Genomic DNA, 25,579 nt, shown 5'->3' with positions numbered 1-25,579 from the left:
GGCATGCGTCCCTTCCGCCTCGCCCTGGCTGTGCTCGCCCTCTCTGGTTGCGCGCAGAGGATGCCGTCGCTCACGGCTCCCGCGCTGGCCTCCTCCGAGGCGAGCCTGGCGTCCGCGCCCGCCCCGCTGGAGTTCTCCGTCAAGCGCTACCCCGGCGGTGAGCCCTACTCCATTGCCAGCGACCGGGGCAGCGTGGTGCTGCTCGACGTGTGGGCCACCTGGTGCGCGCCCTGCCGCGATGCGCTCCCGATGTACCAGGACCTCGCGAAGCACTACGCCTCGCGGGGCCTGAAGGTGTACGCGCTCAACGTGGACGCGGACACCCGCGGGATTCCCGCCTTCCTCGAGGAGGCGAAGGTGACGGCGCTGCCCGTGCTCCTCGACGCTGACGCCGAGGTATCGGAGAAGGTGCTGAAGATTCGCGGCATGCCCACCACGGTGCTGCTGGATCGCAAGGGTGTGGTTCGCTACGTGCACGAGGGCTTCGCCGAGGAGTTCCTCTCCAAGTACCAGGCGGAGATCGAAGAGCTGCTCGCAGAGCCCGCGAAGTAGACGAAGGAGGAGCCGATATGTCGGATGAATCGCCCGCGACCCTGCGCCGCATCGCCGAGGAAGGAGCCCGGCTCGCGGGTCGCGTGCTCGCCGAGCGTTTCCAGGGCGAGCGCACCATCGAGTACAAGGGTGGCATCGATCTAGTCACCGACGCGGACCGGGCGGCCGAGGCGGCGGTGCTCGGCTTCATCCGCCAGCGCTACCCGGGCCACGCGATCCTGGCCGAGGAGAGCGGATCCTCCCAGGGCTCGGGCCTGCGGTGGATTGTGGATCCCCTGGATGGCACCACCAACTACGCGCACCGGGTGCCGCACTTCTGCGTGAGCGTGGGGGTGGAGGGGCCGGACGGGGTGCTCGCCGGCGCCATCTACAACCCGATGTTGGACGAGCTCTTCTCCGCGGCGCGAGGGGAGGGGGCCACGCTCAACGGTCATCCCCTGAGGGCCTCGGGCACCACGGAGTTGGGGCACGCGCTGCTGTGCACGGGCTTCCCCTATGACGTGCACCAGCGGCCCGAGGGCCCGGTGGGGCTGTTGCGGCGCTTCATCGTCCGGGCGCAGGGCATGCGCCGCACGGGCAGCGCGGCGTTGGACCTGGCCTACGTGGCCGCTGGCCGCTTCGACGGCTTCTTCGAGTTCGGTCTCAAGCCCTGGGACGTGGCCGCGGGCTCGCTGCTGGTACGGGAGGCGGGCGGGACGATGGTGCGCATCGACGGAGCCCCCTTTCAGGTGGGCATCGGTGACGTGCTCGCCTGTGCGCCGGGGCTGGCCTCGCAGCTCATCGCCGAGTCCCAGGGCTTCCTCGCCGACATTGGCTGGAAGCCCTCGGCCCCGCGCGCCTAGAAGAAGCTCTCCGGCACGAAGATGATGTCGCCCGGCTGGAGGGGGAAGTTCTTCTCCGCGCCGTCACGGATGTCCTTCACCGGGACGCGGATCTTCAGCTGCTGGCCTTCCGTCTGCCGCGCCACCTGGGTGCCGTTGGGCGAGGCCACCTTGGTGAGGCCGCCGGCCAGGGTGATCGCCTCGATGACGGTCATCCCCTCCTCATAGGAGAACGTGCCCGGCTTCTGCACCTCGCCGAAGACGAAGACCTTCTTCGAGTTGTACTCGCGGATGACGACGGACACCTCGGGGTGCTTCAGGTAGCGGGCGAGGCATTCGCGCAGCGCGTCCGCGGCGGTCCCCGAGGTTCGGCCCGCCAGGTGAATCTTGCCGCACAGCGGGTAGTCGATGGTGCCTTCGGTGGACAGGGCCCAGACGCCCGAATGATCGGGCTCCTGGTAGACGCGTACATCCACCAGATCTCCCGCGCCGAGCGTGCGGCCGGTATCCGTGGCCACGGCAGCCGGGGGCGGCGGGGGAACCGCAGAGGCGTCGAGCGCCTGAGAAGACGCGGGAGTGCGGCACGCAGTCAGCGCGCCGAGCAGCAACACGAGGAGGGAAGAGGTACGCATCACGAAGGCCGTCTCAATACATCACGGACACTCGAACATACCCTTCGTGGCGGGAGTAGTTGATTCCGGCGCCTCCCATCGAGGACGAACGGACTCCCAACAGGTAGCCGGCCCCAAGCACGAGCCACCGCTCGAACTGATACTGGGGGCCGAGCTCCAGCTTGTAGAGGGTGTCGCGCCGGTCGCCCTGGAACTTCAGGAAGTCCAATGAGCTGATTGCCCGGAGGGAGAGCCGGCCCCCGAGCAGGGCCTGCGCTTCCACGTACCCGCGGTCATCGCGGAACAGGCCCAGGTACGCCACGGGCTCTAGCGTGCGCGTATAGCCAACCTTGAGGCTGGCCGTCTGGCTCAGCAGGTAGTTGGCCTCCAGCTGGGCGAGGAGCGCACTGCCTGCCACCTCGCCGAAGTCCTTGCCCCAGCCCATCGTGGCGGTCACGGCGATCTTCGGGGTCACCAGGCCTGACAGACCCGCCCTGGCGTGCATCAGCAGGGCCGTCGGAGTCCTGCCTCGGGCATAGGTGTGCACGTTGAAGTCGGTGTCCACCACCACCGCCGTCTTCGGCAGGAATCGCCAGCGGGCATTGAGACCCATCCGCACGTTGCTGTAGTCGAAGGTGCTCACCAGGTCCGGATCACACTCGGCGCTGTCGCAGCCCACCGGGGGCAGGGCGCCGGTCGCCTTGAAGTGCTCGATTCCCCAGGCCAGCAGGGGCGTCACTTCGAAGGCGCCGCCTCCGGGCCGGATCGGCACCTTGAGCTGCACCTCGTTGTAGAGCGACAGCACGCCCGCGCCGATCGCCGCGCTGCTCGTCTGATCCGAGCGCTGGAGGTGATCTTGCAACTCGAACCCGATCGGCGCTTCCCGGTCGTAGGTGAGGTTGAGGTCCGCCATCGCCTCCACGCGGGAGGTGTTGGTCGAGCCCGGGGTGATCAGGCCGGTGTAGTGGATGTAGTCGGCGTAGCCCTTGAGGCTCAGGTCCAGCTTGGAGCCGGGGAGCTCCAGCCTCACTCCAGGCCGGATGTGCAGCAGGGCCTCCCCGGAGAGCTGGTCCGACACCACGACAGGGTCACCACTCCCCGGACGCGGGAAGTAGCCGGCGGCGCTGTCGAACCGCGTCTCGAAGTCGAAGGTGAGGTGGAGCCGACCATTACCCACCTTGAGGCCGTTGCCGCCCCGCTCGGGGCCACCTCGTACGGCGGGGGGATCGGCCTGCCCAAACGCTGGCCATGCGGCCACCATTGCCAGCAGGCACAAGGCCCTCCATGTGTTGGCAGGCTGCGTCATGAGGCGATCAGTTCCCCGAGCCCGGCGTCATAACACGCACGTCCTCTGTGCTCGAAATGACTTTAGACTCACCCTAACGGCCACGGCCGCTTGGGGGGCTGAAGGTCAACCTGGCTGGAATCATCGAACAGCGCTGCTCGGAGGGGGGCGGACCCGGATGTCCTCAATGGGCCTGGGCTGGGTGGGATCTCCTCCCGGCAGGCCCTCGGGCTCCTCGACCTCCACGGACATATTCTCGTCCGCTTGGAAGGCGAGCTGCCCGATGCACTTCTCCGCCTCGGAGCGGAGCCCGGACACCTTCTGTTGAGCGATCATCACCTTGGTGTACTCGTGCTCGCTGGAGGTGTTCTCCTTCCGGGCCACCGCCTCCTGGAGCGCCACGCCTGATTGCTCGGAGATGCGCAGCAAGCCCTTGATCTGCGTGAGCTTCTCGTTGACGCAGTTGAGCTTCACCACGTCCTTGGCGCGCCGAGCCTCCTCCAGCTTGGCGAGCACGTCCCGAAGGGTCTCTCGCATGGAGGTGAGCGACTTGCTGCTGCGCTCGAGCTTCGTCTCGTCCGGTATGTCGCTGGCCTTCTCTTGTAGGAAGGAGGAAGGGCCGGTGGCTGGGGGTGGACGGGGGGCGGACTGGGCCGCCTGCGCAAGCCCGCTTGCGAGCACCACCGCCAGCATTCCGATGTAGCGCATGTCCTCTGCTCCAGGGCTGCGGCGAATGCCCCGACCCTAGAAAGGCCGAGCCGGGGGTGTCAACGCGGGCTTATTGCTTAGGCCTGCCTGGCTGTCAGGCGAGCGTTGGCCTCGCGCACCCGTGCCGACAAAATTCGCGCGATGTTGATGACGACGAAAGTGAAGCCGTCGCGGTGGGTCTGACGGAAGGTGGCCAGGTGTTGGGTGGTGAGCCGCAGCAGCACTGCCTCCGTGCGCGCCCGCACCGTGGCGGAGCGGTACTCCTTGTCGATGACGCTCATTTCCCCGAAGAAGTCCGGGGCGGTGAGCACGGTGAGTGGCCGGAGGATCCCACCGCTGTCGCTGCGGACCACCTCCACCTCGCCGCGAACGATGACGTAGAGACTGTCACCCAGCTCTCCCTCCTCGAAGACGAGCTCCCCGTCGGCGTAGCGCCGCTGCTCAGCCAGCTCGGCCAGATGCGCCAGCTCCGTGCTGGAGAGCATCTCGAACAGCGGCGATGAGGAAATGATGGCCAGCTTCTCCATGTCCCCGACCCCCCAGGATGCGGTGCGCTGACTGGAGCTTACCCCGCGGGCGAGAAGACGAACGGGTAGGCCACCGAAACATCGTCATCTGGTTTGAAGGGGAACACCCAGCCGCGGATGACGGCCCGGATACAGCTGGCCACCGCGTCACTGCCCAGGGTGTTTTCCTCGATTTCGATCTCCCCCGTGCGTCCGGTGGGTCGGATGCTGAAGCGCACCAGCACCTTGCCCTTGAGGTTGGGGTTTCGCTTGAGCTCCTTCTCGTAGCAGCCCTGGATGGACCTGAGGCGGCTCTTGACGTAGCGGGCGAGCGCATCGCGGTCCACCTCGGAGCTCTCCACCTCGGGGGCGGAGCTGGTGACGCGGCCGGAGACCTCGACTTCCTTCTTGGCGCCCAGGTCCACCTTGCCGCCGCCCTGGGTGCCGAGGTCGCCGATCCCGGTCACCTTTCCGCTGTCACCGCCGCGGGGACCGCTGTTTCCCACCGAGGCCTCGGTGGCGACGCCCACGCCTCCCGCGCCCTCCAGCGCCGCTGCGATGTCCCTCCCGCCGGTGCCGGAGCCGAGCACGTCCGCAAACGCGCCCCCGCCGCCACCACCACCCGAGGAGCCGAGGATCTTCAACAGGCCCTTGCTGGCCACCTTCTTCGCCACCTCGGCTTTCCGGGCGGCGGCCTCCTCCGCGTTGGCGGGCTTGGAGGCCGTCTCGGCGGGCTTGTCGTCCGAGTCATTCTCCTTGGGCTTCTTCTCCTCGGGGGCCTCGGCTTGAGCCGTGTCGGCGGCCTGCTTCTTGGGCTCCTCCGGCTTGGGCGGAGGGAGGAACACCCGGGCGAAGCGGTCATCCAGCTGATCCAGCTCCAGCTCGGGCTCCGGGGGCGTCTCGGAGGCGATGATGATCGCCGCGCCGGAGAAGTGGATCAGCAGCGAGGCGGCCAGGATGCCGAAGAACATCCGGTCCATGGTCCGCCACGAGCCGCCCTGGAGGTCCGGGGGCAGCTGCGGCTTCTCGGACTCGGGTGGCGGGGTGATGAACTGGAAGAGGAGGCGGAGATCCTTGTCGAGCTCCACCAGCCCGCGGGCGCTCTCCTGGAGGGGGAGGACGAACTGGTCGCCGCGCTCCATGGCCATGCCCTGGGTGCGCAGCGTCTGGAAGTCCACGTCCGAGGAGCCGAGGTTCACCCGGCCCTGCATGCCCTCGTTGAAGACAAGGTTGTACTGGTTGGCCCGGTACTCGAAGACGGGGAAGCTGGCCGGCAGGTCCGGCAGCGGCAGCACGAGGGAGTTCTTGGGATCCTGCCCGACGGTGAAGTCACCGGGCTGGCGCAGGTGGCGCTCCTCGAGGATGCGCCCATCCTGGACGAGGCCGATGCGGAGGATCCTGCTGTGCTGAGGGGAAGCCATGGTTCTTCTCTGGGACCCTTCCTACCCTAGAAAGGTTCCTTCTCCACGCTCTTGACGACCTTGGGCGTGAAGCTCTCGGCCTTGTTGAGCTCGTCGAAGTTCAGGTTGGAGCGGGAGAGGACGTAGAAGGCCTGCGGTTTCTGGATGTGGCCCTCGACGGTGATGGCGTCCAGGCGGATGACCTTCTTCTTCTTGGTGTCCTTGTCCTTGGAAGCAGTGGACGCCGTGGACGCGGAGCTGTCCTGCGCGAGCGCGGGCGCGGCGAGCAGCAACAGGAGGGCGAGGGCAGGGCGCATGGGCGGGCTCACTTTTTGTCCTCGGCTACCTTACCCGAGCCGGCGGCCTCGGGGGCAGGGGGTGGGGCCTCGTCAGTCTTCTTCTTGTCTTCCTCGGCTTTTTGGGCCTTGCGGAGCTGCTCCCGCTTCTCGCGCTCGCGCCGACGCTCTTCCTTCTCGATGCCCTTCTTCGCGTCCTTGACGTAGGTGTCCACCCGTTCGTCCTTGCCGCCCTTCGCGCGGTACTGCTCGAAGTAGGAGAGGCACGTCTGGAGCCGGACCACGGGGTCCATGTCCGGGGGCTCGGCGTCGAGGTGGAGGATGGCGAGGTTGAACAAGGTGTCCGGCAGCTCCGGGGCGAGGCGGAGCACGTGCTGGTACTCGGCGAGGGCGCGGGCGAAGTCCCCCTGGCCGCGGTAGGCGTTGCCGAGGTTGAGCCGGGCGGAGACGAAGTCCGGGGCGGCCTGGACGGCGGCCTCGAGCTCACGGATGGCGGCGTCGTAGTCCTGGGCCTCGTTGAGGAGGGCGCCGAGGTTGTTGCGCGCCTCGGCGAACTCCGGCTTCAGCTCCGAGGCCTTCTTGAAGGACTCCAGCGCAGCGGGCTTCGTCCCGAGCGCGAGCTGTACCAGCCCCAGGGCGTTGTGCGTCACGGCCTCGTTGGGGGCGAGGGTGCGAGCGTTCTCGAGCACCATCTTGGCCAGCTCGTATTTGCGCTCGCGGTAGTACACCTGGGCGAGCAGCTGCATGGCGCGCACGTTGCGCTCCTCCGCCTTGAGGACGCGCTTGGCCTCGGTGGCAGCCGCGTCGAGCCTCTTCTGACACAGCAGGGCCTGGACGAGCGCGATGCGCGGGGCGATGGCGTTCGGCGTGGCCTGGAGCTGCTCACGCAGTGAGGACTCGGCCTGGGCGGCGCGTCCGGTGCGGCACTGGAGGCGCGTGAGGTTCTCCCAAGCGGCCTGCTGGTCCGGCTTGAGCGCCAGCGCCTGCCGGTAGGAGCGCTCGGCCTCGTCATTGCGGCCCAGGCGCTCCTGAACGATGCCGAGGTTCGTCCACGCCCGGTCGTCCTTGGGGCGGTCGTGCTGGGCCAGGGCCTGCGGATCCGCAGCGGGTGGTGGGGGAGTGGGGGCCTTCTTGCCGGTGTCCTGGGTCGGCTGCTTCTCCAGGCTGGCGGCCGGTGGAGTGCGCGTGTCTGGAGTGCCCGTGTTCGGCGTGTCCGTCTCCGCAGGTCGGGTGTCCGGGGTGTCCGTTCCGGCCTCCGGGCCTGGGGTGGGCGTGGTGGCGCAGGCCAGGGAGAACAGCAGGAGGCCCGGGGCGAGCAGTCGGCGCAGCTTCACTGTCCACCTCCTTCCAGCGTGCCCTCGGGGTAGAGCAGGTCCGAGGCGATGGCGTCCTTGGGCTCCTTGAGCACCGGGTACTCCTTGGGCCGGAAGCGGTGGAGCGACTCGAGCGTCTTCTTCGTCCACTCGTTGGAGATACGGCTCTTGCGTGCCTCCTGGAGGGTGGCGGCGTAGCTCTCGACGGCCGCGTCCTCCAGCGTCGCGGTCTGCTGGGAGAGCAGATCCTGGTAGGCGACCACGGCCTCCTCGCCGAGCCGCTTCACGTCCGGAGGGATGGGCGTCTCGATGATGGTGTTGGCGAAGCGCTCCAGGGCGTAGCCGCGGCGGTAGAGCGCAGCGAGCGTCCACTCCAGCCGCTTGTAGGGGAAGACGCGGGCGTAGGCGTCATTGACGGACTTCACCGCGGTGCGCTTGGTGGTGAAGCTTCGCTCGAGTGCCTTGCCCTTACCGCCGATCTTCAGCGTGTCGAACTTGCGCAGCTCCGCCTCAGCGAGCTGGAAGCGGCTGTAGGCGGCGGCGTCCGCGGCGCGCGGGTGCGTGTCCGGCTGGAGCTTGCGGCGGTCGAACTCGTCGGCGGAGGACGCATAGGCGCGCAGGGCCTCCTTCTCGTTCTTCTGCTTCGCCCACGCGTCGCCGATGCGGCGCCTGGCCTCCACCACGAGCTCCGCCTGCGCGGGCTGGGAGGCGAACTTGCGCACGAAGGACTCCAGCGCGCGAATCTCTCCCTGCCAGTCCTGCTGCTTCTCCAGGATGAGCGCGGCCTGGTACTGGTTGCGCGGTGCGTCCTCGGCCTTGGGGAAGAGCTCGGCGTAGCGTTGGAAGGCGGTGGCGGCCTCAGCGTAGCGCTGCTGGCCCTCGAGCAGGCGCGCGGCGTTGAAGAGCGCGGCCTCGCGATCCTTCGAGGCAGGGTAGTCCTTCACCAGCTTCTGGTAGCTGTTCACCGCCTTGTCGAAGTCGTACGAGTTCTCCGCATTCACCGCCACGCGGAAGAGGGCACCGTCGGCGAGTGGCGAGGAGGGGTACTCGCGGAAGATACGCTCGTAGAGCTTGAGGGCCGAGTCGAAGCGCTGGGTCTTCTCATAGGCCACGGCGGCGTTGTTGAGGGCCTTGTCGGCGAACTCGTGGCGCGGGGCCTCGTCGACGAGCTCGATGTACTTGGCGGCGGCCTCCTCGTTCTTCCCCTCGGCGAGGAGCTGGTCGGCGAGCTTGAAGCGGCCGGCGAGCTTGAAGCGGACCAGGTCCTTGTGGAGGTCGCTCGTGGGATCGATGACGTCCTTGTTGCTGGCGAGCTTGCCGCTGACCTCCTCGACGCTCTTCCAGTCCTGGTCGATGAGGAAGCTCTCCACGATGAGGTTGGTGGAGAAGCGGGCCACCTCGTGCTGGGGGTAGGCCTTCACGAGCGCCTCGAAGCGCCGGCGCGCCTCGGGGAAGTCGTCGTGGGCGTAGAACAACTCCGCCGCCTTGTAGGCGATGGTGGGGTTGCGCTCGCTCGTGGGGAGCCTGGCCACGTGCGTGTCCGAAGCGGCCACCAGCTTTGCCTCGAGCGGGGTGAGCGGGGTGGGCGTGACGGCCTGGCCCTCGGGACGCTCGGTGGAGCGCCGCGGGATGGGCTCGGGCTGCTTGCCTGCCTTGATGTCCACCTCGAGCTGCTTCTGCCAGGCGAGCACCGCGCTGAAGGCCGACTCGGCGAAGTACTTGTTGCCCAACGTCGAGTCGCGCACCGCCTCGTAGTGCCGGGCGGCCTCGGCGAACTGCAGCGAGTTGTAGAGGCACTCGGCGGCGTAGAACTCGATCTCGTAGGAGTTCTTGCTGCGAGGGAAGCGCTCCAGGTACTTGCCGTAGCCGGCGGCGGCCGTCTCGAAGCTCACCTTGGCCTGGTCGACCTTGCCCTCCTGCTTGAACACGAGCGCCTGCTGGTGGTGGTAGATGGCGCTGGAGTAGAGGCTCTTCTCCGTCAGGTCGTTCGCGGTGGCCAGCACGTCCGCATCGCGCTGGTGCTTCTGGTACCAGGCGGAGCCGGGCGAGTAGAGCTCGGAGAGCTTCTGGGCCTCGGCGGAGGACTCGGTCAGCTTGCGGTCGCGCTCGTACGCCTGGACGATCTTCTGTTGGAGCAGAGGGGCGTCCGGCGCGAGCGGCTCCTTGTCCAGCACCAGCCGCCAGGCCGCGATGGCCGCCTCGTGGTTGGTCTGGTCGAAGTAGACATCCCCCAAGCGCCGATACACCTCGGGCTCATAGGGACGGGGGCCGATCTTCGCGAAGTACGCCCGGGCCTTGTCGAGGCCGCCCCACTGCTCGTCGGCGAAGGAGATGGCCGTGTACTGGAGCGCCTCGGTGCGCAGGTCGCCGCCGGCCTCGTTGCCTGTGGCCGCGCGCTGGGCCTCGTAGAAGTCCACCAGCGCGATGAAGCGATCGACCGCCTCGTCGAAGCGGTCCATGCGGTAGTACGTCCACCCCAGCTTGTAGAGCGCCCTGTCGTAGAGCGGGTGCGAGGTGTTGCGGATGGCGGCTTCGTACGCCTCGGCAGCCTGGGGGAGCGTGTCCGGATTGTCGAAGTAGTACTCGCCGATGCGGACCCACGCCTCGGTGGCGAAGCGGCTCTTGGGGTAGCGGGTGATGATCTGCTGATAGGCGACGCGGCCCTCTTCGAAGGCCCGCTGCTCCTGCAGACAGTAGCCGAGCAGGTACCAGGCGCCGTCGTTGAGCCGGTAGTCCGGGAAGCGGGAGAGGAGCTGCCGGTAGAGCTCGATAGACGGAGTGAAGTCCACCAGCGGCTCGGCGGGGGGCTCGGCGTTCTCCGAGAGGGTCCGCAGCTTCTCCTGGTGCTCTCGCAGGGCGATGTTGTGCGAGTCGCTGGAGCGCTCGAAATACAGCTCCGCCAGGCGGAACATCACGTCCGGGGTGTAGCGCGGCTCATCGGGGTAGCGCCGGAGGAACTCCTCGAAGCGCGCGATGGCCTCCTGCCGCTCCTGGCGCTCCTGGACCTCCAGGTTCGAGAGCGTCTGCTCGTACGCTTCCGACAGCCGATCCCGCCGCTCCCGGTACTTCTTCTCGATGAGGCGCTGCACCTCGCGCTTGTACGCGCGTGACTCTTCCTCGTAGCGCTGGACGGCCTCGCTGAGCTCTTCCAGCAGCTTCTCGTGCTCGGGCGTGCGACCCAGGCCCGCGAAGCGCGAGCGCACCGGCTGCTGCTGAGGCGCGGCGGCGGCCGACTGGGGACGTGCCGAGTCCTGCGCGGCGGCCTGCGCGGTGGCCAACGTCAGGAGGGTGAGCAGCAAGGGGCGGCGCATCTAGTTCACGTCCTTGAGGACTTCCTCGAACTCCTTCTCCAGCGAGCGCAGCTCCTCGTCCTTCTGCACGGACAGCTGCTGGATTTCCGTCGTCTTGTCCTGCTTGCGCGTGAAGGCCACGTCCACCAGCCCCACGTCTGCCTTGAGGACCAGGTCATAGAACTGCTTGCGCACCTTCTGGATGCTCTCGAAGGCGATGCGGCCCACCAGGTTGCGCGCGCTGCCTGTCACGCTGGCGACCTCCTGGTGGTAGTCCTGGAGGAGCTTCTGCTCGGCTAGCACCTTGTCGCGGATGAGCCTGCCGCGCTGCTCCACCTGGGCGCGCAGCACCTGCCGAGCCAGCTCCACCCGGGCACGCAGGGCATCGGAGCGCTGGCGTGTCTCGTGAGTCCGAGCCACCAGCGCCGCGTCGTCTCCGGACAGCCGCTGCTCGGCCGCGGTCAGGAGCGCATGCTCGCGGCGCAGCGTCTCACGGTACTGCTCGCGCAGCACGTGCTCTCCCGAGACGTAGGCGTTGGCGGAGGCGCGTTCGTCTGACAGCCGCGAGCGCAGCTGTTGCAGCTCGACCTGGAGCGCCCCCACCGTCTGCTCCTCGTTGTGCAGCTGGGCGAGGAACTCCTTCTCCACTTCGGGATTGGCCTGGCGATCCTCGCGCGTGTCATCCAGCCACTTGCGCACCGCGGTGGAGATGGCGTTCATGCTCTGAAGCTCGAAGCCTAGCTGGAAGGCCTCGCGGTCCAGCGCGTCCACCTGGTCCTGCATCCGCTGCTGGCGGGCCTTCAGCTCCTCCTGGTTGGTGGGAAGGGTGGCCAGGCGCTTGCCCAGGGCCTCACGCTCCTGGCGCACGCCTTCCAGCGCGGTGCGCTCCTCCGGGGTGAGCTTGTCGCGCAGCACGTCTCCCTCCACCTGCACCATCCACTGCTCTGACCGAACGAGCGCGCTGTCCACCGCGTCCGCCCGGAGGTAGCCCTCCTGCAACTCGGGGAACACCTCGAGGCCGCGCTCGTCCAGGGCCTGGAGGATGCGCATGGCAATGGCCTTCGACTCCTCCACGCCCTGCCGGCTGCTGTCGATGTCCTTCTGCATCCGCAGCGCGTCCGCCACCTCCTTCTGCGTGGAGGCGAACTTGAGCGCCATGGGCGGCAGCAGCGTGGTGATGTCCAGGGTGCGCTCGTTGCGCGCCAGCAGGTTGTCGAAGTACGCGATGGGGTCCTGGTTCTCCCTCAGCAGCCCGTCCACCTGGTCGCGCACCGGCTTGTAGGTGCCGATGACGCCCTCGTACGTGGACGTGGCCTCGTCGTAGTTCCTCAGCTTGAGCTGCAGGTGCCCCTGGAGCAGGCGGGCGTCGGGGGCGAGCGTGGAGTCAGGCCCCACCAGCAGGAGGATGTCCGTGGCGTTCTTCGCCTTGGCGAAGTCCCCCTTCTTCACGTGCACCCAGGCCATCTCGTAGAGCGAGTCCACGAAGGAGTCGCTCTCTCTCGGAATCTCCGCGTAGCGGTCGAGCGCCTCGTCGTAGCGTCCCAGCTCGTAGAGCAGCCGCGCCAGGGAGAGGCTGGCCAGCTCCTTCAGGCGCTTGAGCTCCGGCTGCTCGGGCGTGCCGGTTGCCAGGGGGCGGAACTGCTCCACAGCGCGCGCGTAGTCGCCGGCCTGCACGGACAGCACACCCAGGAAGTACGCGCTCTGCTTCTGGAAGCGTCCACCCTCCGTCCGAGCCAGCGGCTCAAAGGCCGCGCGGGCGCGCTCCCGCCGCGTCTCGTCCGGCAGGTCCGTCCGCTTGAAGAGCCACTTGGCGTAGACGTACTCGAGCTCCGGCGGGAGCTGGCCGCCCGACAGGCTCCGGGCCCGCTCGATGTACTCGTCGAGCCCCGTGAACTGGTTGAGCCGGCTGGCGATCTCCAGGTAGCGCACGAGCGCTTCCCGGTAGTGGCGGGTGTTGGAGAGCGTGAGCAGCTCGCGCAGGTAGATGCGTGCGGCGATGTAGTTCTGCTGCTGGTAGAGCGAGTCCGACAGGTAGAAGAGCGCGTCCGGGTAGCGCGGGTTGTTGCGGAACCGGGGGTCGCCCACCAGGTCGTAGAAGAGCACCGACGCGGCGGGCCAGTCGCTCAGCAGGTATTGAATCTCCCCGTCGGAGAAGCGCCGCAGCTGCATCTCCTCCTCACCGGGCTCGGGACGCTGGGTGTACTGCGTCTCGACGAAGCGGAGGTTCTCCTCGGCCACCTTGAGCTGACCGGACACCTGATCCAGGCGCGAGGTCAGCTCCTTGACGGAGGGGCGAGTGGCAGGCGCGGGCTCCGCAGCACGCACGGAACCAGGAGCCACGAGCGTGGCCGCCGCGAGCAGCAGGGCATGGAGGCGCGACGTACCCAAGGCCGGCCCTCTACTTTGTTTCGGTGGCGGCGGGGGGCGGTTGAGTGGCGTCCGAGGCGGGAGGCAACTGCAGCTTCGCCGCTTCGCGTGCCGACTCGACGTCGTAGCGTACCGCCGGCCGATCCTGCAGGTCCGTGGTCAGCCCCCCCTTCTCAAATCCCACCACGCGCACGGTCGTGACCTTCCCCGGTTCCGCGTTGAAGGTGTAGCTGGACTGCACCTTGAAGCGGTAGCCCTCGAGGTAGCTGAACAGCCCGTAGCCATGGCCGCGGTAGACGAGCCGCACGGCGATCTGGTGCTGGCCCGGCACGATGCGGCCGTTGAAGATCTCGAGCTCCGGACGGCCCGCCAGGTCTCCGTTCTCGTCGGTGCGGGTGAAGATGGGCGCACCGTCCAGCGCGTACGCCACCGACTCCAGCACGAACGAGTCTCCCATCTCGTTGCGATGGAAGAGCACCGCGCGCGCTCCGGTGGAGAGGTCTCCTCCCAGCACCGTCTCCTGCAGGACCTGCAGGCGTGCCTTGGAGCGGAAGACCTTCTCCTTCAGGTCAACGACCTGCTCCTCGAGCGTCCTCACCCGGGTGTTGAAGGCCTCGTCGGCCGTCTGGGCTTGGGGGCTGGTGGATGCAGGCGCCGGGGCGGCGGTGGAGGAGGACGACGTCGGCGCTGGCGCGGCAACGGCACCAGGGCCCTGCTGCGCGAACGCAGGGGCCCACAGGGCCGTGCCGACCAGGGCCAGCACTCGGAGGGTGGAGGTTGCGGAGCGCACGAAGGAGCGACCTCGTCTGGGGCGGACCCAAGAGTCCGCCACGTGCCTAGCCGCCCTTCTTCAACTCCGTCAACACCAGCTTGGCCACGGCCTTGAGCGTGTCGAACACGCCTACACCCGTGGGGGCGACCGCCTGGTACTCGGGGATATTGCGCGGGTTGAGGGCCTTGCGCATCTCCTCCACCGTCACCGCGTTGGGGAGGTCCCGCTTGTTGTACTGGATGACGTAGGGGATCTTATTCAGATCATAGCCCTGCTCGGCCAGGTTGACGCGGAGGTTTTCCAACGACTCCATGTTGGCCTCCATACGCTCCACCTGGCTGTCGGCCACGAACACCACGCCGTCCACCCCCTTGAGGATGAGCTTGCGGCTGGCGTCGTAGAAGACCTGACCCGGCACCGTGTAGAGGTGGAAGCGCGTCTTGAAGCCGCGGATCTCACCGAGCGACAGCGGCAGGAAGTCGAAGAAGAGCGTGCGATCCGTCTCCGTAGAGAGCGAGATGAGCTTACCCTTCGTTTCCGCGGCGGTCTTGTTGTAGATGTACTGCAGGTTCGTCGTCTTCCCGCACAACCCGGGACCGTAGTAGACGATCTTGCAGTTGATTTCGCGAGACGAGTAGTTGATGAAGGACATGGCTTCCCGGGTTACTCGCTGAAGAGGTTGTCGATATCGTCGTCGGAAATCTCGGCGAACGGCGAGCCGACCCCGGGACCATCCGTCTTCTTCACCAGGCTCTCGAAGATCTTGGTCAGCTCGTCGCTGGCCTTCTTGATGCGCAAGCGCACCAGACCGAGGCTGGTCCGATTGTCGAAGATGACGACCAGGACCACCCGACTTCCGACGATGGTCATGTAGAGCGAGTCCTTGGCCCCCTCATGGAACTGGTGGGGGAACTCGTTCTCGCCAATCAGCTTCGCGAGGCCGCCCATCGCCGCCACGTTACCGGCCGTCAGCGAGGCCAGCGAGGTGGTGTCGATGTTCTGCGTCTGTCCCGCGGAGGAGATGAGCTGGCCGTTCTTGTCGACGAGGAACACCACCTTCGCGTTCGCGTCCTTGGTCAGCCGGTCGCAAACCGCGTTGATTTTGGTGAACTCCTCTTCGTACATCACCAATTGCGTGCCCATGGGCGTTTACGCTCCTAAGCGTCTCGCTCGACCTTGTACTTCCGCGGCCCCCGAGGACTCCCCGTAGGTTTCCGGAATGAATTTCGGAGGTTAGGTGCGGCGCTCCCGACCGGGGGAGCTTTAGCAAAGCCCTTCCAACCCGGCAAGAAGCCACCGCCTTCCGTAGAAGCCCGTGCTCCAGGGGCTGGCATGCAGGCACGTGCCCACAGAGGTTGCCTGCTCAGGTCTGGCGAGGGTAGGGAGGCGATCATGCGAGGGGGGACCATCCAGGACATCGGAGCATGGATTTCCAGGCGCTTCCAGTTTCCGGGGGCCCTGTCGAGTATTCACTATACTCCGGCCGTGCTGGTTCGCTCGCTCTCCTTCTTCTTCGCCCTCCTACTTGTGCTCACCCTGGTGGGGCCGATCAGCGCCTCGGCGGGGGGCGTGCCCCCGGACGCGGAGGGGGCGACGCTGCGCTTGCGCTACGGGTTGGCCTTCCGTGAAGGCGCGCAGGAGTCCGGGCCGGCGGTGACGTACGGGGGCATGACGCCCAATGATGTGGCGCTGTGGGCCGCGGTGTTCGGCGGGAGCTGGGTGGGGGCGTGGGCCAGCGTGCAGCGCGAGGGCCTCAGCCTCTCCCGGGAGACGGAGCTCATCACGAGCGGCGGCCTGCTGCGGGCCTCGGTGGGGCCGGCGGCGCGTGTCTTCCTGGGGCCTCTGCGTGCCGAGCTGAGCGCTGGCTACGGCTTCGCGCAGCTGCCGGCGTTCTCCGGCTCGGGACAGGTGCAGCTCGTGCCCACGGCCCGCCATGCCGCGCTGGTGGGGGCCCGTGTCCTCGTGCCGCTGCCCGGGCAGCTGCGCATGGAGGTGCGCGGCGAGGTGCCCGTGGCACTCGGCTCTACGTCGAGTGGCTTCGCGGCCGGTGGCGCGTTGCTCCTCCCGGTGGTGCGGCGCGACGGGTGGGGTGGGGCGCTGGTGCTCGACTACCAATACGTGCGCGATGTGCTGACGACCGCGGAGGGATTGACGTCCCGGCAGGTCATCAGCCGCGCGGGAGTGGCCTTTGAGCTCTCCCTGGGTGGAAGGGCTGCCCGCGTGCAGCCGAAGACGGGCGAGCTCTTCCTGTCGGTGGTGGACGCGGACTCCGGCGCGGCTCTACCCGAGGCCCAGGTGGTGTTGGCGGCGGGCGGTGTGGAGCAGGCACCTCGCGTGACCGGCATGGACGGACGGTTGCCGGGTGTGGTGCTGCCTCCGGGCGAGGTGCTCGCGCGGGTGAGCGTGGGCGGCTATCTGCCCTCGGAGGAGCGCTACACCGTGACAGAAGGTGGGCGAGAGGTGCGGGTGGTGCGGCTAGGGCGGGTGCGCCCGGTGCCTCGCGTGGGCTCTCTGCTCGTGACGGTGGTGGACGCACGCGGCGGGACGCCTCTTCCGGGTGCGGCCGTGTCCGTGGGAGAGGCCGAAGTTCTCACCGATGAGGCGGGGCAGGTCCGCGTGGAGGGGCTCGCTCCGGGGCCTGTGGACGTGAAGATCTCCGCGGAGGGCTTTCGCGCAATCCAAGAAGCTGTAGTCGTTGTCGCAGGAGCCGAGACAGGGTTGCCTGTGTCGCTGGTGACCAAGCAGCAGTCAGCGCTTGCTACCCTGTCCGGACAGGTACGGAGCGTGCGCAAGGGCAAGCCACTTCGGGCTTGGCTGTCCATCCCAGAGGCGAAGCTCCGACGCCGCACGGACGTTCGGGGGTCTTTCCAGGTCCAGCTCAAGCAAGGTAGGTATCGTCTCGTCTTCTCGGCTCCCGGTCACTTGTCCCAGACCAAGGTCGTCACAGTGCAGGACGGCGAACAAGCCATCTTCAACGTCGATCTCTTCCCCAAGACCCGGTGAGCTCCCTCCGCCCTCGACTCCTGTCCGCGCTGTGCCTGCTGCTGGCCACTGGCTGCGGGGAAGAGGAGCCATTGCCTGCCGCGTCTCCTCCCGCTGCGGTGGAGAAGCCAGCCAGGGGGCCGGAGGTGGACGCGGGTGTGGAGGCGCTCGCGCGGCTCACGACGGTGACAGGCGAGGTGCGGCTCGAGCGCGGAGGGAAGCTGTCTCCCGCTACGACTGGCCCGCTGTGGCGCGGTGACGCCGTGGAGACGGGCGCGGACGGAGGCGTCACGGTGCTCTTTGCCGATGGGCGCACGGTGGAGGTAGGGCCGGAGGCGCGCTTCCTGCTCGACGAGGATGCGAGCGGCGTGGTGGTGGCGGTGTCGCGAGGCTTCGTGTTGTCGCGCGTGCCGGCGGAGCGGGCGCAGGGGAAGTCGAGCCCGCGGGTACAGCTCACCGTGCTCACGCCTTTCGGCCTCACCCGCACGGGCTCGGATGCGAGCGAGGTGCGGGTGGAGGTGGGCCAGGACGAGGGCCGCGTGGAGGTGCTGCTCGGCACCGTGGAGGTGGTGGCGAAGAACGGGAAGTCGGTGCGAGCCACGCAGGGCCAGGTGCTGTCGGTGAAGCCCGAGAGCGTGACGACGCGGGTGCTGGAGCTGGCGACCGTCCAGGTGACGGTGCACGCTGGGTCGGGCCGCGCGGAGTGGCGCCAGAAGGGGAGTGCCCGGTGGCGCGGGGTGGACCGGGACGGCGAGGCGCTGAAGGCCGGAGACAGCGTGCGCGCGCGTCAGGGCTCGGCGTTGCTGCGGCTGGAGGGCTCGGAGTCCGCGCTCACGCTGAGCCCGGGTGGCGAACTGGTGGTGGAGGGCGTGGAGCGGCGCGGCTCGACGGACGAGGCGCGGTTGGATCTGCTCAAGGGCGAGCTGGGGCTGATGCTGGCTCCGGGTCGTGCCAGCCGGGTGGTGTTGCCAGGGCTCTCGCTGGAGAGCGACGGGGCGGCACGGCTCGACGTGCGGCGCACCGGGGATGGCTTCACCGTGGACTCGCGCGTGGGGGATGTGACGCTGGTGCGCGGCGAGGCCCGCGAGTCCCTGCGCGCGGGTGAGCGGGCCACCGTGGCGGGAGCGGCCACTGCGCGAGTCGAGACCGTGGAGCAGGCGCCTCTCGTGCTGGCCTCGACCGCGGGCCAGCAGGTGTTCCACAAGCGTCTGTCGGAGGTGGCCCTCACGTGGGAGGAGGCCGGCGAGGTGCGGGTGGAGGTGGCCTCGGATGCTGAGTTCAAGAAGCCGGTGCTGGTGGGGGTGGCCCGGCGCGGCTTCGTCAACGTGACGGCTCCCGCGAAGGGTGCTCTGTACTGGCGGGTGCGGCGACCGGAGGGCTCGGAGGTGGCGCGTGGCAGCGCGTTCTTCGGTCCGGAGCGCTCCGCGAAGGGCGAGCTGGGCCGGCTGCGCAACCGTGTGCCCGAGGGGCCGGAGAAGACGACCATCTTCTTCCAGGACAAGCCCCCGGCCATCACCTTCACCTGCCAGGCGGAGCCCGGCGCGGCGTCCTACAAGGTCGCGGTGTACCGGAGCGGCGCGCTCGGCCAGCCCGTGGCGGAGCGCTCCGCGTCCTCGCCTCAGGTGCCGCTGGAGGCGGGCGTCCTCGAGGAGGGCAGCTTCGTCTGGTCCATCACCCCGTTGGCGGCCAATGGACAGCCGGTGCGCGGCGGGCGGATGAGCAAGCTGGAGCTCGTCTTCGACAACTCGGTGCCCACGCTCATCGTCAACGCGCCTCGGGAGGGGCAGCGGGCGGGGCGTCGCGTCCGGGTGTCCGGAGTGGCCCCGGTGGATGCGAAGTTGTTCGTAAATGGGCGGCCCCTGGCCCTGGATTCGAAACACCGGTTCGATACCTGGGTATCCTCCGAGGGAAGGCCCCCCCGCGTCGTATTCAAGATGTCTCGCCCCGGTGCACCGGACGTGTATTCGGTGCGCACCCTGAAGTGAGGCCCCGCATGACAACCCCCCAAGCCAGGACGGAAACCGGAGGGAGCACCGAGGCTCAGCCTCGGCCCTATGGTCAGTACGTGCTGGTCCGCAAGCTGGCCGAGGGAGGCATGGCGGAGATCTTCCTCGCCAAGCGGCTCGGCGCGGATGGCTTCGAGCGCAACGTCGTCATCAAGCGGATGCTGGCCAACTTGTCGGGCCTGCCGGACTTCGTGGAGATGTTCCGCGACGAGGCTCGGCTGGCGGCGCGGCTGGTACACCCCAACGTGGTGCAGATCCACGAGCTGGGCTTCGCCGACGGCTGCTACTTCATCTGCATGGAGTACCTGCCGGGGGAGGACTTCTCCACCACGGTGCGCACGGCGAGCTTCCGGGGCGAGTACGTCCCCATTCCACTGGTGCTGCGCGTGCTCGCCGACGCGGCGCGCGGCCTGCACTACGCCCACGAGTTCACCGATGAGTCGGGCCGGCGGTTGAACATCGTCCACCGCGACATCTCGCCCTCCAACCTGTACGTGACGTACGAGGGACAGGTGAAGGTGTTGGACTTCGGCATCGCCAAGGCCGAGTCGCGCCTGGCCCACACGCGGACCGGCGTGGTGAAGGGCAAGTACATCTACATGGCGCCGGAGCAGGCCCGGGGCGCCGAGGTGGATCGACGCGCGGACATCTTCTCGCTGGGCGTGTGCCTCTACGAGGCCCTCACCCACGTGCGGCCCTTCGCCCGGGAAAACGACCTGGCGGTGCTCAACGCGTTGATGGCGGACGACTACCAGCCGCCCCGGGCGCTGCGGCCCGACCTGTCCCCGGAGCTGGAGGCGGTGATCCTCAAGGCCATGTCCCATGAGCCCGCGCACCGCCACGCCACCGCCGCGGAGTTCGCCGACGACCTGGAGCGCATCCTGGCTCGCGAGCCCCAGCCGACGACCGGGGCCCACCTCGCCGCGTACCTGCGCACCAGCTTCGGAGAGCAGCGCTATACGGAGAAGACGCGCATCCCCACGCTCTCGACGCTGGGGATGGTTGGGATCCCCGTGTCGCTGGCGTCCGGTTCCTTCCCGACGTACTCCGGGGCCATGCCCGCCGCGCCCTCCGAGACCCGGACGGGTGTCATCCCTCCGCCGTCCCGGACGGGCATCCCGACGGTCCAGCGCTCGCGCCGCGGGGGGCTCGTCGTCGCGCTCGTGGCGAGCGGCCTGCTGCTGGTGGGTGGGGCGTTCGTGGTGGGACGCAAGCTCGCGCCCGTGAGCGAGGCCACTCCGCCACCGTCGAATCCCGTGCCTTCGGCGAGCCCCGAGGTGCCCGCCGCCGCGTCACCCGGGACCGCCGTGGCTCCGGCCGCGGTCGCCGAGGCACAGCCGGCCACCCAGCCGTCCGCGCCGGCAGAATCGGCTCCCACGCCACAGGCCGCCGTGGCCGTCGCTCCGACAGAGGCCCAGGTCGAGCCACCTCCTCCCGCGGCGAAGGCGTCGGCGCGCACGGCGACGAAGGCGCGCGTGTCGCTGGAGGCCGCGGACATCCAGCGCGTGGTGTCGCGCAACCGGGCCCGCATCATGACGTGCTTCGAGCAGTACAAGCGCGACCTGCCCGCGGATGAGGGCGATGTGCAGGTGCGCTTCACCATCTACTCCTCGGGCAAGGCGGACGCGGCCACCCAGGGGCCCCTGGCGAAGCGGCCCGTGGGCAGGTGCCTGGAGAAGCAGGTGGAGCGCCTGCGCTTCCCCGCGCACCGGGACAAGGAAGTGACGGTGGTGCTGCCCTTCGGCTACCGCGTCACGCGGTAGCCGCGGGTCTCACAGCTCACGCCGGGCGCTGAGCGCCTTGGCCAGCGTGGCCTGGTCGGCGTACTCGAGGTCGCCGCCCATGGGCAGGCCCTGGGCGATGCGGCTCACGCGGATGCCCATCGGCTTGAGCAGTCGCGTGAGGTAGAGCGCGGTGGCCTCTCCCTCCACGTCTGGGTTGGTGGCGAGGATGATCTCCTCGACATGCCCGTCTCCCAGACGCGTGAGCAGTTCCTTGATGCGCAGCTGCTCGGGGCCTACGCCATCCAGCGGCGAGAGCACTCCATGCAGCACGTGGTAGCGCCCCTTGAACTCCCGGGTACGCTCGAGCGCCATCAAGTCCGCGAACGTCTCCACCACGCACAGGACGCGCTCGTCACGCCGGTTGTCCCGGCAGAAGCCGCACAGCTCCGCATCGGTGAGCGAGAAGCAGCGGGTGCACAGGTGCACCTTCTCCTTCACCTCGCGGATGGCCTGGGACAGCTCCTGGGCGTACTCGCCCGGAGAGCGGAGGATGTGGAACGCCAGACGCTGTGCCGTCTTCTCCCCGATGCCAGGGAGCTTCGCGAGCTGGGCGACCAGGCGATTGAGCGGATCAGGAGTCATTCGGTATCAAGTAATGCCGGGGATCTTCACGCCGCCGGAGATCTTACCGAGCTCGCGCTGCATCTTCTCACGGCTGCTCGCCAGGGCAGCGTTGACGCCGGCGGTGACCAGGTCCTCGAGCATGCCCAGGTCGTTGGGGTCCACGAGCGACTTGTCGATCTTGATGCTCTTGATTTCCTGCACGCAGTTGGCGACCACGGTCACTCGGCCGTCACCGGCCTTGGCCTCGACGGTCTCGTCGGCCAGCTCCTTCTTGCGCTGTTCGATCTTCTCCGTGAGCTTGTTGGCCTGACGGATGAAGTAGTTCAGGTCGATGCCGGGCATGAGCTTCCTCGTTGAACGTGCGAGCGGGCATCGGGAGACCGCTCGGCTGAGTCGAAGCGCGCACCCTAGCGTCGGGCGCGCCCGTTGTCAGGGGCTCTCGTCAGGGAGGTCGTTCGTCGGGGCGGCCACCGGGCGCACGGGCTGGTCGTACACCTGGATGTGCTCGATCTCTCCCCCCAGGTACTTGAGGGTGGCCTTGAGCGCGGGATGGGCACGCACCCGGCCCTCGGCGCTCTTCTCGTACGCGGCACGCTCCTGGGCGTCCTGCTCGGCGAGGCTGATGAGGCCCGTGCCTGGTGCTCCCGGTGCATCCGCCGCGGCTTTGTCGGCCTCCGCACAATCCTGCACCACGAGCTTCGTGGGACGACCGAAGTGCTCAGCGAGGGCCTTCTCGACGATGGGGCGCCCGCTGCTCCCGGACACCGTGGTCTTGTGGAAGCCCTGGCTTGGAGGGTAGGCGAGCGCCACCTCCCCCTCGCGGATCCACAGCAGGCGTCCGCAGGCGAGCGACTTGGCATGTCGTCCGGAGGCCGTGCGCACGGTGTCCACGGCCGCGCGCCACCGCTCCTGGAGGGGGCGTCGGGGGTTGTCACGACCCGAGGCAGCCATGATGGGCGCCGCGGCGCGTGGGGCGTGGTGGACGTCGAAGGGGCGAACCGACTCGGCTTCTGGCTCCGGCTCTGGCTCGGCGAGAGGGACGGGCGGTGCGTCAGGCAGGCACTCGCCCGAGGCACAGCCGTCGGCCGGGCCCTCCTCGGGGAAGAAGCGCTCGTCGTCGACGGGAGGGGAGGCCTGAGGGGGCAGGCGCACGTTCGTTACGCGCACCACGGGCTGCGCGGGAGCGGGAGCCTCGGGCTGACGCGCGACAGGGGCGGGGCCCCCCTGGGACATGCCCCACGGAGACGAGGCCGGAGCCGCGGCGTTGCGAGGCGCCGGGGCAGGCGGTGCCGCCACGGGACCAGGACCTCGGGCCTCCACTGGGCGTGACGGGGCCGGAGCCGCCGCTGGAGACACGGCGGGCGCAGGCGCACGAGGCGCGGGGGGAGGGCGGGCAGGCTCTGGCGGGCGCTCAGTGGGCGCGAAAGTTGGGCGAGTTGGAGCGACCTCCGGGCGCCCCAGCAGCTACCTTGCGAGCGTCATCGGAACCACCGAGTCCGGCGGCGAGGCGATCCACCCGAGCGAGGAGCTCCGGGATGGAGCCCACCGGCGAGAGCTGGATGGCCTTGAGCAGCGCCATCTCCAGCGCGAGCCGGGGCTGCGCCGCGCGCGACACGTCCCACACGCACCCGTGCACGATGTCGAAGAGGCGGGAGATCTGCGCCGGGTCCGCCTCCTTCGCCAGCGTGGTGAGGGCGTTGCGCTCGGACTCGGCGAGCTCCGCGGGCGCCTCGCCCAGCGTCTTGGCCACGAAGAGGTGGCGCAGCTGCAGCGCCAGCTCCTCCGTCAGCCGCTTGAGATCCGTACCGCGGTTGAAGACTTCTTCCACCCGCTCCAGCACGCGCTTCGCGTCCTTGCGCACCAGCGCCTCAGCGAAGTCCTGCACCACCGTGCGATCGATGGCGCCCAGCGCGTCGGCCACGGCCTCATTGGTGGGCTCGGCGCCACAGGCGGAGAAGATCTGATCCAGGAGGCTGAGCGCGTCGCGCATGCCGCCCTCGGACTGGCGCACCACCATGGAGAGCGCGGTCTCCGAGATGGCCACCTTCTCCTGCTCGCAGATGTACTTCAGCCGCTCGAGCATCACCTTCGCGGGGATCCGCCGGAAGTTGTGGCGCTGGCAGCGCGAGAGGATGGTGTCCGGGAGCTTGTGCGCCTCGGTGGTCGCGAAGATGAACTTCACGTGCCCAGGCGGCTCCTCCAGCGTCTTGAGGAGCGCGTTGAACGCCGCCCCCGAGAGCATGTGGACCTCGTCGATGATGTAGATCTTGTGCCGGTCGCGCTGCGGCAGGTACTTGGCGTTCTCGCGAATCTCGCGGACGTTCTCCACGCCGTTGTTGGAGGCACCGTCGATCTCCGCCACGTCCACCGAGGTGCCCGCGGCGATCTCCGTGCAGGCCTGGCAGACGCCGCAGGGGCTCGCGGTGGGCCCCTTCTCACAGTTGAGCGCCTTGGCGAGCAGGCGGGCAGCGGTCGTCTTGCCCACGCCTCGCGGGCCGCAGAACAGGTAGGCGTGCGCCACCCGGTTCATCTTGATGGCGTTGGCGACGGTCCGGACCACGTGCTCCTGGCCGGTCATGTCGTCGAAGGTCTGCGGGCGCCATTTACGGGCAAGGACGAGGTAGCTCATGGGGGGCCGGAATCTAACCACGTAGAACACGCGAGCGCACGAGTTCCATGCGCTGGCTGCTCTACTTTTGAAGTCCTCCTCAGTGAGTCCAGGAATGGGATGCCAGGAGTCGGGTGCTTCACTCTGTGTCCGAGGGCCTTCACGACGACTCCAACGGCGTCGTGGCCGGCAGTGTCGATTCGTCGTCTATTGTTGGCTCCCGTTCCAATGACCGCGCCCGCGCCCCTTTCCGTTCTTCCGCCCTCCGCCGCTCCTGTTTCAGAGGCGCCACCCACCGCGGCGCGCCGGCGCTGGTCGCACGTCCTGCTGCTGGGCCTCGTGGGGGTGCTGCCCGCTGTCGGGGCGGTGGTGCAGCTCGGCCGCATCCACCCGGACGAGGTGTACCAGCTGCTCGAGCCGGCCTGGTTCCGTGCCCATGGCTACGGAGTGCTGGCCTGGGAGTGGCGAGCGGGTCTGCGCAACTGGGCGCTGCCCGGAGCGGCCGCGTGGCTGCTGCGGCTGGCGGATGTGCTGGGTCTCTCGCACCCGGTGGCGTACCGGGGCTTGCTCGCCATTCCCCAGGCCATGCTGCATGGGTGGATGCTGTGGGCTGTGTACCGCTTCGCCGAGCGTCGCGCAGGGACCGTCGGGGCGCTGCTCTCGGCCCTGGCCGTGGGCCTCTACGGGCCGGTGATCGTCTTCGCAGGGCGGACGTTGGGTGAGTCCTTCTCCACCGCCTTCTTGGTGGTGGCCCTGGAGGCACTGGACCGCACCGAGCGCCCGGTGCGAGCGGGCCTGGTGGGGGGGTTGATGCTGGGGCTGGCGGTGGTGGCGCGCTACGGCTCGGCGGTGGTGGTGCTGGCGGCTCTCCTCTGGCTGGTGGTGGAGCGGCGCTGGCGGGTGCTCGCCTTCAGCTGCCTCGCGGGGTTGGGTGTCGCGCTCGGGCTGGGCGCGCTTGATTGGGCGACGTGGGGCAAGCCCTTCCACTCCTTCTTCGCCTACGTGGACTTCAACGTCCTCTCCGGGCAGGCCGCGAGGCAGTTTGGCGCTTCCCCTCCGGGCTTCTACTTGTGGCCCTTCTTCTCCGGACTGCCCCTCTGGGTCTGGGCGACGATGCCCCTGGGCCTGCGCTCGCTCCACCAGCGGCGTGCCCTCTTGCTGCCGCTCTTCTGCGCGGTGGCCTACCTCCTGGCCATCACCGCCACCGCCCACAAGGAGGAACGGTTCCTCTACCCGGGGCTGGTCCTCCTCGTCATGGCCGCAGCCCCGACGCTGGCCGCCTTCGTGCTGAGCCGGGAGCGCGTCCTCCTGCGGAATGCAGTGGGCGCTCTGGCCCTGGTGGCCACGGTGGTGACCGGGCGCTTCTTCCCGCCGGTGGACCTACGCGGAGACCAGTTTAGGGGCATCGTCGCGGCCACCCGGGACGATGGCGTCAGCGGGCTGCTCATCGTCAACGAGGGGCTGTGGGGGGCAGGGGGGTACTTCTACATCGGCAAGAACATCCCCTGGATGACCTGCGACTGGCCTCGGGACGCCAACTTCAAGGGGGCCATGCGGGACAGGCGCTTCAACCGCGTCGTCACCTTCGAAGGCCGGGCCCTCGCCGAGCTTCAGGCGGCCGGCTTCCGGGTGGTGCAGCGGGTGGGCCGGGAGACGGTGCTCGCGCGCGACTGAGCCCAACCCAAAAAAGAAGAAGCCGACTCCCTTCTCAGGG

22 protein-coding genes are annotated in these 25,579 nt (G+C 68.6%); 6 read left to right on the top strand and 16 right to left on the bottom strand.

Annotation, left to right across the window (positions count from 1 at the left end):
- Positions 1-3: 3 nt before the first annotated feature.
- The gene (locus F0U60_RS40040) at positions 4-552 is read left to right on the top strand and encodes a TlpA family protein disulfide reductase (RefSeq protein ID WP_395807724.1); all 549 of its coding nucleotides are present in this window, start codon (positions 4-6) and stop codon (positions 550-552) included.
- Positions 553-569: 17 nt separating this feature from the next.
- Positions 570-1,394 carry an inositol monophosphatase family protein gene (locus F0U60_RS40035; protein ID WP_395807722.1) on the top strand — a complete coding sequence of 275 codons (825 nt, stop codon included), beginning with the start codon at positions 570-572 and terminating at the stop codon, positions 1,392-1,394.
- Here the strand turns inward: F0U60_RS40035 and F0U60_RS40030 are convergent.
- The 12 genes from F0U60_RS40030 to mglB form a co-directional block, all read right to left on the bottom strand.
- Positions 1,391-2,005 carry a polysaccharide biosynthesis/export family protein gene (locus F0U60_RS40030; RefSeq protein WP_395807720.1) on the bottom strand — a complete coding sequence of 205 codons (615 nt, stop codon included), beginning with the start codon at positions 2,003-2,005 and terminating at the stop codon, positions 1,391-1,393. The genes F0U60_RS40035 and F0U60_RS40030 overlap by 4 nt on opposite strands.
- Positions 2,006-2,018: 13 nt before the next feature.
- Positions 2,019-3,290 carry a hypothetical protein gene (locus tag F0U60_RS40025; RefSeq protein WP_395807718.1) on the bottom strand — a complete coding sequence of 424 codons (1,272 nt, stop codon included), beginning with the start codon at positions 3,288-3,290 and terminating at the stop codon, positions 2,019-2,021.
- 120 nt (positions 3,291-3,410) lie between these two features.
- Positions 3,411-3,977, bottom strand: coding sequence for a hypothetical protein (locus tag F0U60_RS40020; protein ID WP_395807716.1), 567 nt, complete (start codon positions 3,975-3,977; stop codon positions 3,411-3,413).
- 77 nt (positions 3,978-4,054) lie between these two features.
- Positions 4,055-4,504 (bottom strand): cyclic nucleotide-binding domain-containing protein, encoded by a 450-nt coding sequence (locus F0U60_RS40015; RefSeq protein ID WP_395807714.1) that lies wholly within the window; start codon positions 4,502-4,504, stop codon positions 4,055-4,057.
- A 38-nt stretch (positions 4,505-4,542) separates the two neighbouring features.
- Positions 4,543-5,904, bottom strand: a complete 1,362-nt coding sequence (locus F0U60_RS40010) for an AgmX/PglI C-terminal domain-containing protein (protein WP_395807712.1) — start codon at positions 5,902-5,904, stop codon at positions 4,543-4,545.
- A 26-nt stretch (positions 5,905-5,930) separates the two neighbouring features.
- Positions 5,931-6,200, bottom strand: a complete 270-nt coding sequence (locus F0U60_RS40005; protein ID WP_395807710.1) for a hypothetical protein — start codon at positions 6,198-6,200, stop codon at positions 5,931-5,933.
- An 8-nt stretch (positions 6,201-6,208) separates the two neighbouring features.
- Positions 6,209-7,513, bottom strand: a complete 1,305-nt coding sequence (locus F0U60_RS40000; RefSeq protein ID WP_395807708.1) for a tetratricopeptide repeat protein — start codon at positions 7,511-7,513, stop codon at positions 6,209-6,211.
- Entirely contained in the window at positions 7,510-10,803 is a 3,294-nt protein-coding gene (locus tag F0U60_RS39995) for a tetratricopeptide repeat protein (RefSeq protein ID WP_395807706.1), read from the bottom strand. Before F0U60_RS39995 ends, F0U60_RS40000 begins: the two co-directional genes overlap by 4 nt.
- On the bottom strand, positions 10,804-13,170 hold the full coding sequence (locus tag F0U60_RS39990; protein ID WP_395807704.1) for a tetratricopeptide repeat protein: 2,367 nt from the start codon (positions 13,168-13,170) through the stop codon (positions 10,804-10,806). It abuts the gene before it with no gap.
- 10 nt (positions 13,171-13,180) lie between these two features.
- Positions 13,181-13,939 (bottom strand): dihydrolipoamide acetyltransferase, encoded by a 759-nt coding sequence (locus F0U60_RS39985; RefSeq protein ID WP_395807702.1) that lies wholly within the window; start codon positions 13,937-13,939, stop codon positions 13,181-13,183.
- 46 nt (positions 13,940-13,985) lie between these two features.
- Positions 13,986-14,573 (bottom strand): gliding-motility regulator Ras-like GTPase MglA, encoded by a 588-nt coding sequence (gene mglA, locus F0U60_RS39980; RefSeq protein WP_203406921.1) that lies wholly within the window; start codon positions 14,571-14,573, stop codon positions 13,986-13,988.
- Between the two features lie 11 nt (positions 14,574-14,584).
- A complete protein-coding gene (gene mglB, locus F0U60_RS39975) occupies positions 14,585-15,064 on the bottom strand; it encodes a gliding-motility regulator GTPase-activating protein MglB (RefSeq protein ID WP_002626753.1) in 480 nt (159 codons plus the stop codon).
- A 249-nt stretch (positions 15,065-15,313) separates the two neighbouring features.
- Between mglB and F0U60_RS39970 the strand changes: the two genes are divergently transcribed.
- Genes F0U60_RS39970 through F0U60_RS39960 form a run of 3 tightly spaced genes read left to right on the top strand, consistent with a single transcriptional unit; the run spans position 15,314 to position 20,672 of the window.
- Complete coding sequence (locus F0U60_RS39970; protein WP_395807699.1) at positions 15,314-16,924, top strand: collagen binding domain-containing protein; 1,611 nt, start codon at positions 15,314-15,316, stop codon at positions 16,922-16,924.
- The gene (locus tag F0U60_RS39965) at positions 16,921-18,888 is read left to right on the top strand and encodes a hypothetical protein (RefSeq protein WP_395807697.1); all 1,968 of its coding nucleotides are present in this window, start codon (positions 16,921-16,923) and stop codon (positions 18,886-18,888) included. Before F0U60_RS39970 ends, F0U60_RS39965 begins: the two co-directional genes overlap by 4 nt.
- Positions 18,889-18,896: 8 nt before the next feature.
- Positions 18,897-20,672 (top strand): protein kinase, encoded by a 1,776-nt coding sequence (locus tag F0U60_RS39960; protein WP_395807695.1) that lies wholly within the window; start codon positions 18,897-18,899, stop codon positions 20,670-20,672.
- A 9-nt stretch (positions 20,673-20,681) separates the two neighbouring features.
- Here the strand turns inward: F0U60_RS39960 and recR are convergent, their stop codons facing one another.
- The 4 genes from recR to dnaX all read right to left on the bottom strand — a co-directional run bounded on the left by recR (position 20,682) and on the right by dnaX (position 23,886).
- Entirely contained in the window at positions 20,682-21,275 is a 594-nt protein-coding gene (gene recR / locus F0U60_RS39955; protein WP_203406918.1) for a recombination mediator RecR, read from the bottom strand.
- A gap of 6 nt (positions 21,276-21,281) precedes the next feature.
- Positions 21,282-21,599, bottom strand: coding sequence for a YbaB/EbfC family nucleoid-associated protein (locus F0U60_RS39950; RefSeq protein WP_203406917.1), 318 nt, complete (start codon positions 21,597-21,599; stop codon positions 21,282-21,284).
- Between the two features lie 87 nt (positions 21,600-21,686).
- Positions 21,687-22,553: a DNA polymerase III subunit gamma/tau gene (locus F0U60_RS39945; protein ID WP_395807691.1), complete on the bottom strand. Its 867-nt coding sequence runs from the start codon at positions 22,551-22,553 to the stop codon at positions 21,687-21,689.
- Positions 22,554-22,668: 115 nt separating this feature from the next.
- A complete protein-coding gene (gene dnaX, locus F0U60_RS39940) occupies positions 22,669-23,886 on the bottom strand; it encodes a DNA polymerase III subunit gamma/tau (protein ID WP_395807689.1) in 1,218 nt (405 codons plus the stop codon).
- A gap of 207 nt (positions 23,887-24,093) precedes the next feature.
- Here dnaX and F0U60_RS39935 point away from each other — a divergent pair, with 207 nt between their 5' ends.
- On the top strand, positions 24,094-25,539 hold the full coding sequence (locus F0U60_RS39935; RefSeq protein ID WP_395807686.1) for a glycosyltransferase family 39 protein: 1,446 nt from the start codon (positions 24,094-24,096) through the stop codon (positions 25,537-25,539).
- Positions 25,540-25,579: the final 40 nt, after the last annotated feature.

The organism is Archangium minus (assembly GCF_044360475.1).
Classification (GTDB): Bacteria; Myxococcota; Myxococcia; order Myxococcales; family Myxococcaceae; genus Archangium; species Archangium minus.
This window is presented reverse-complemented; position numbering and strand designations above follow the sequence as displayed.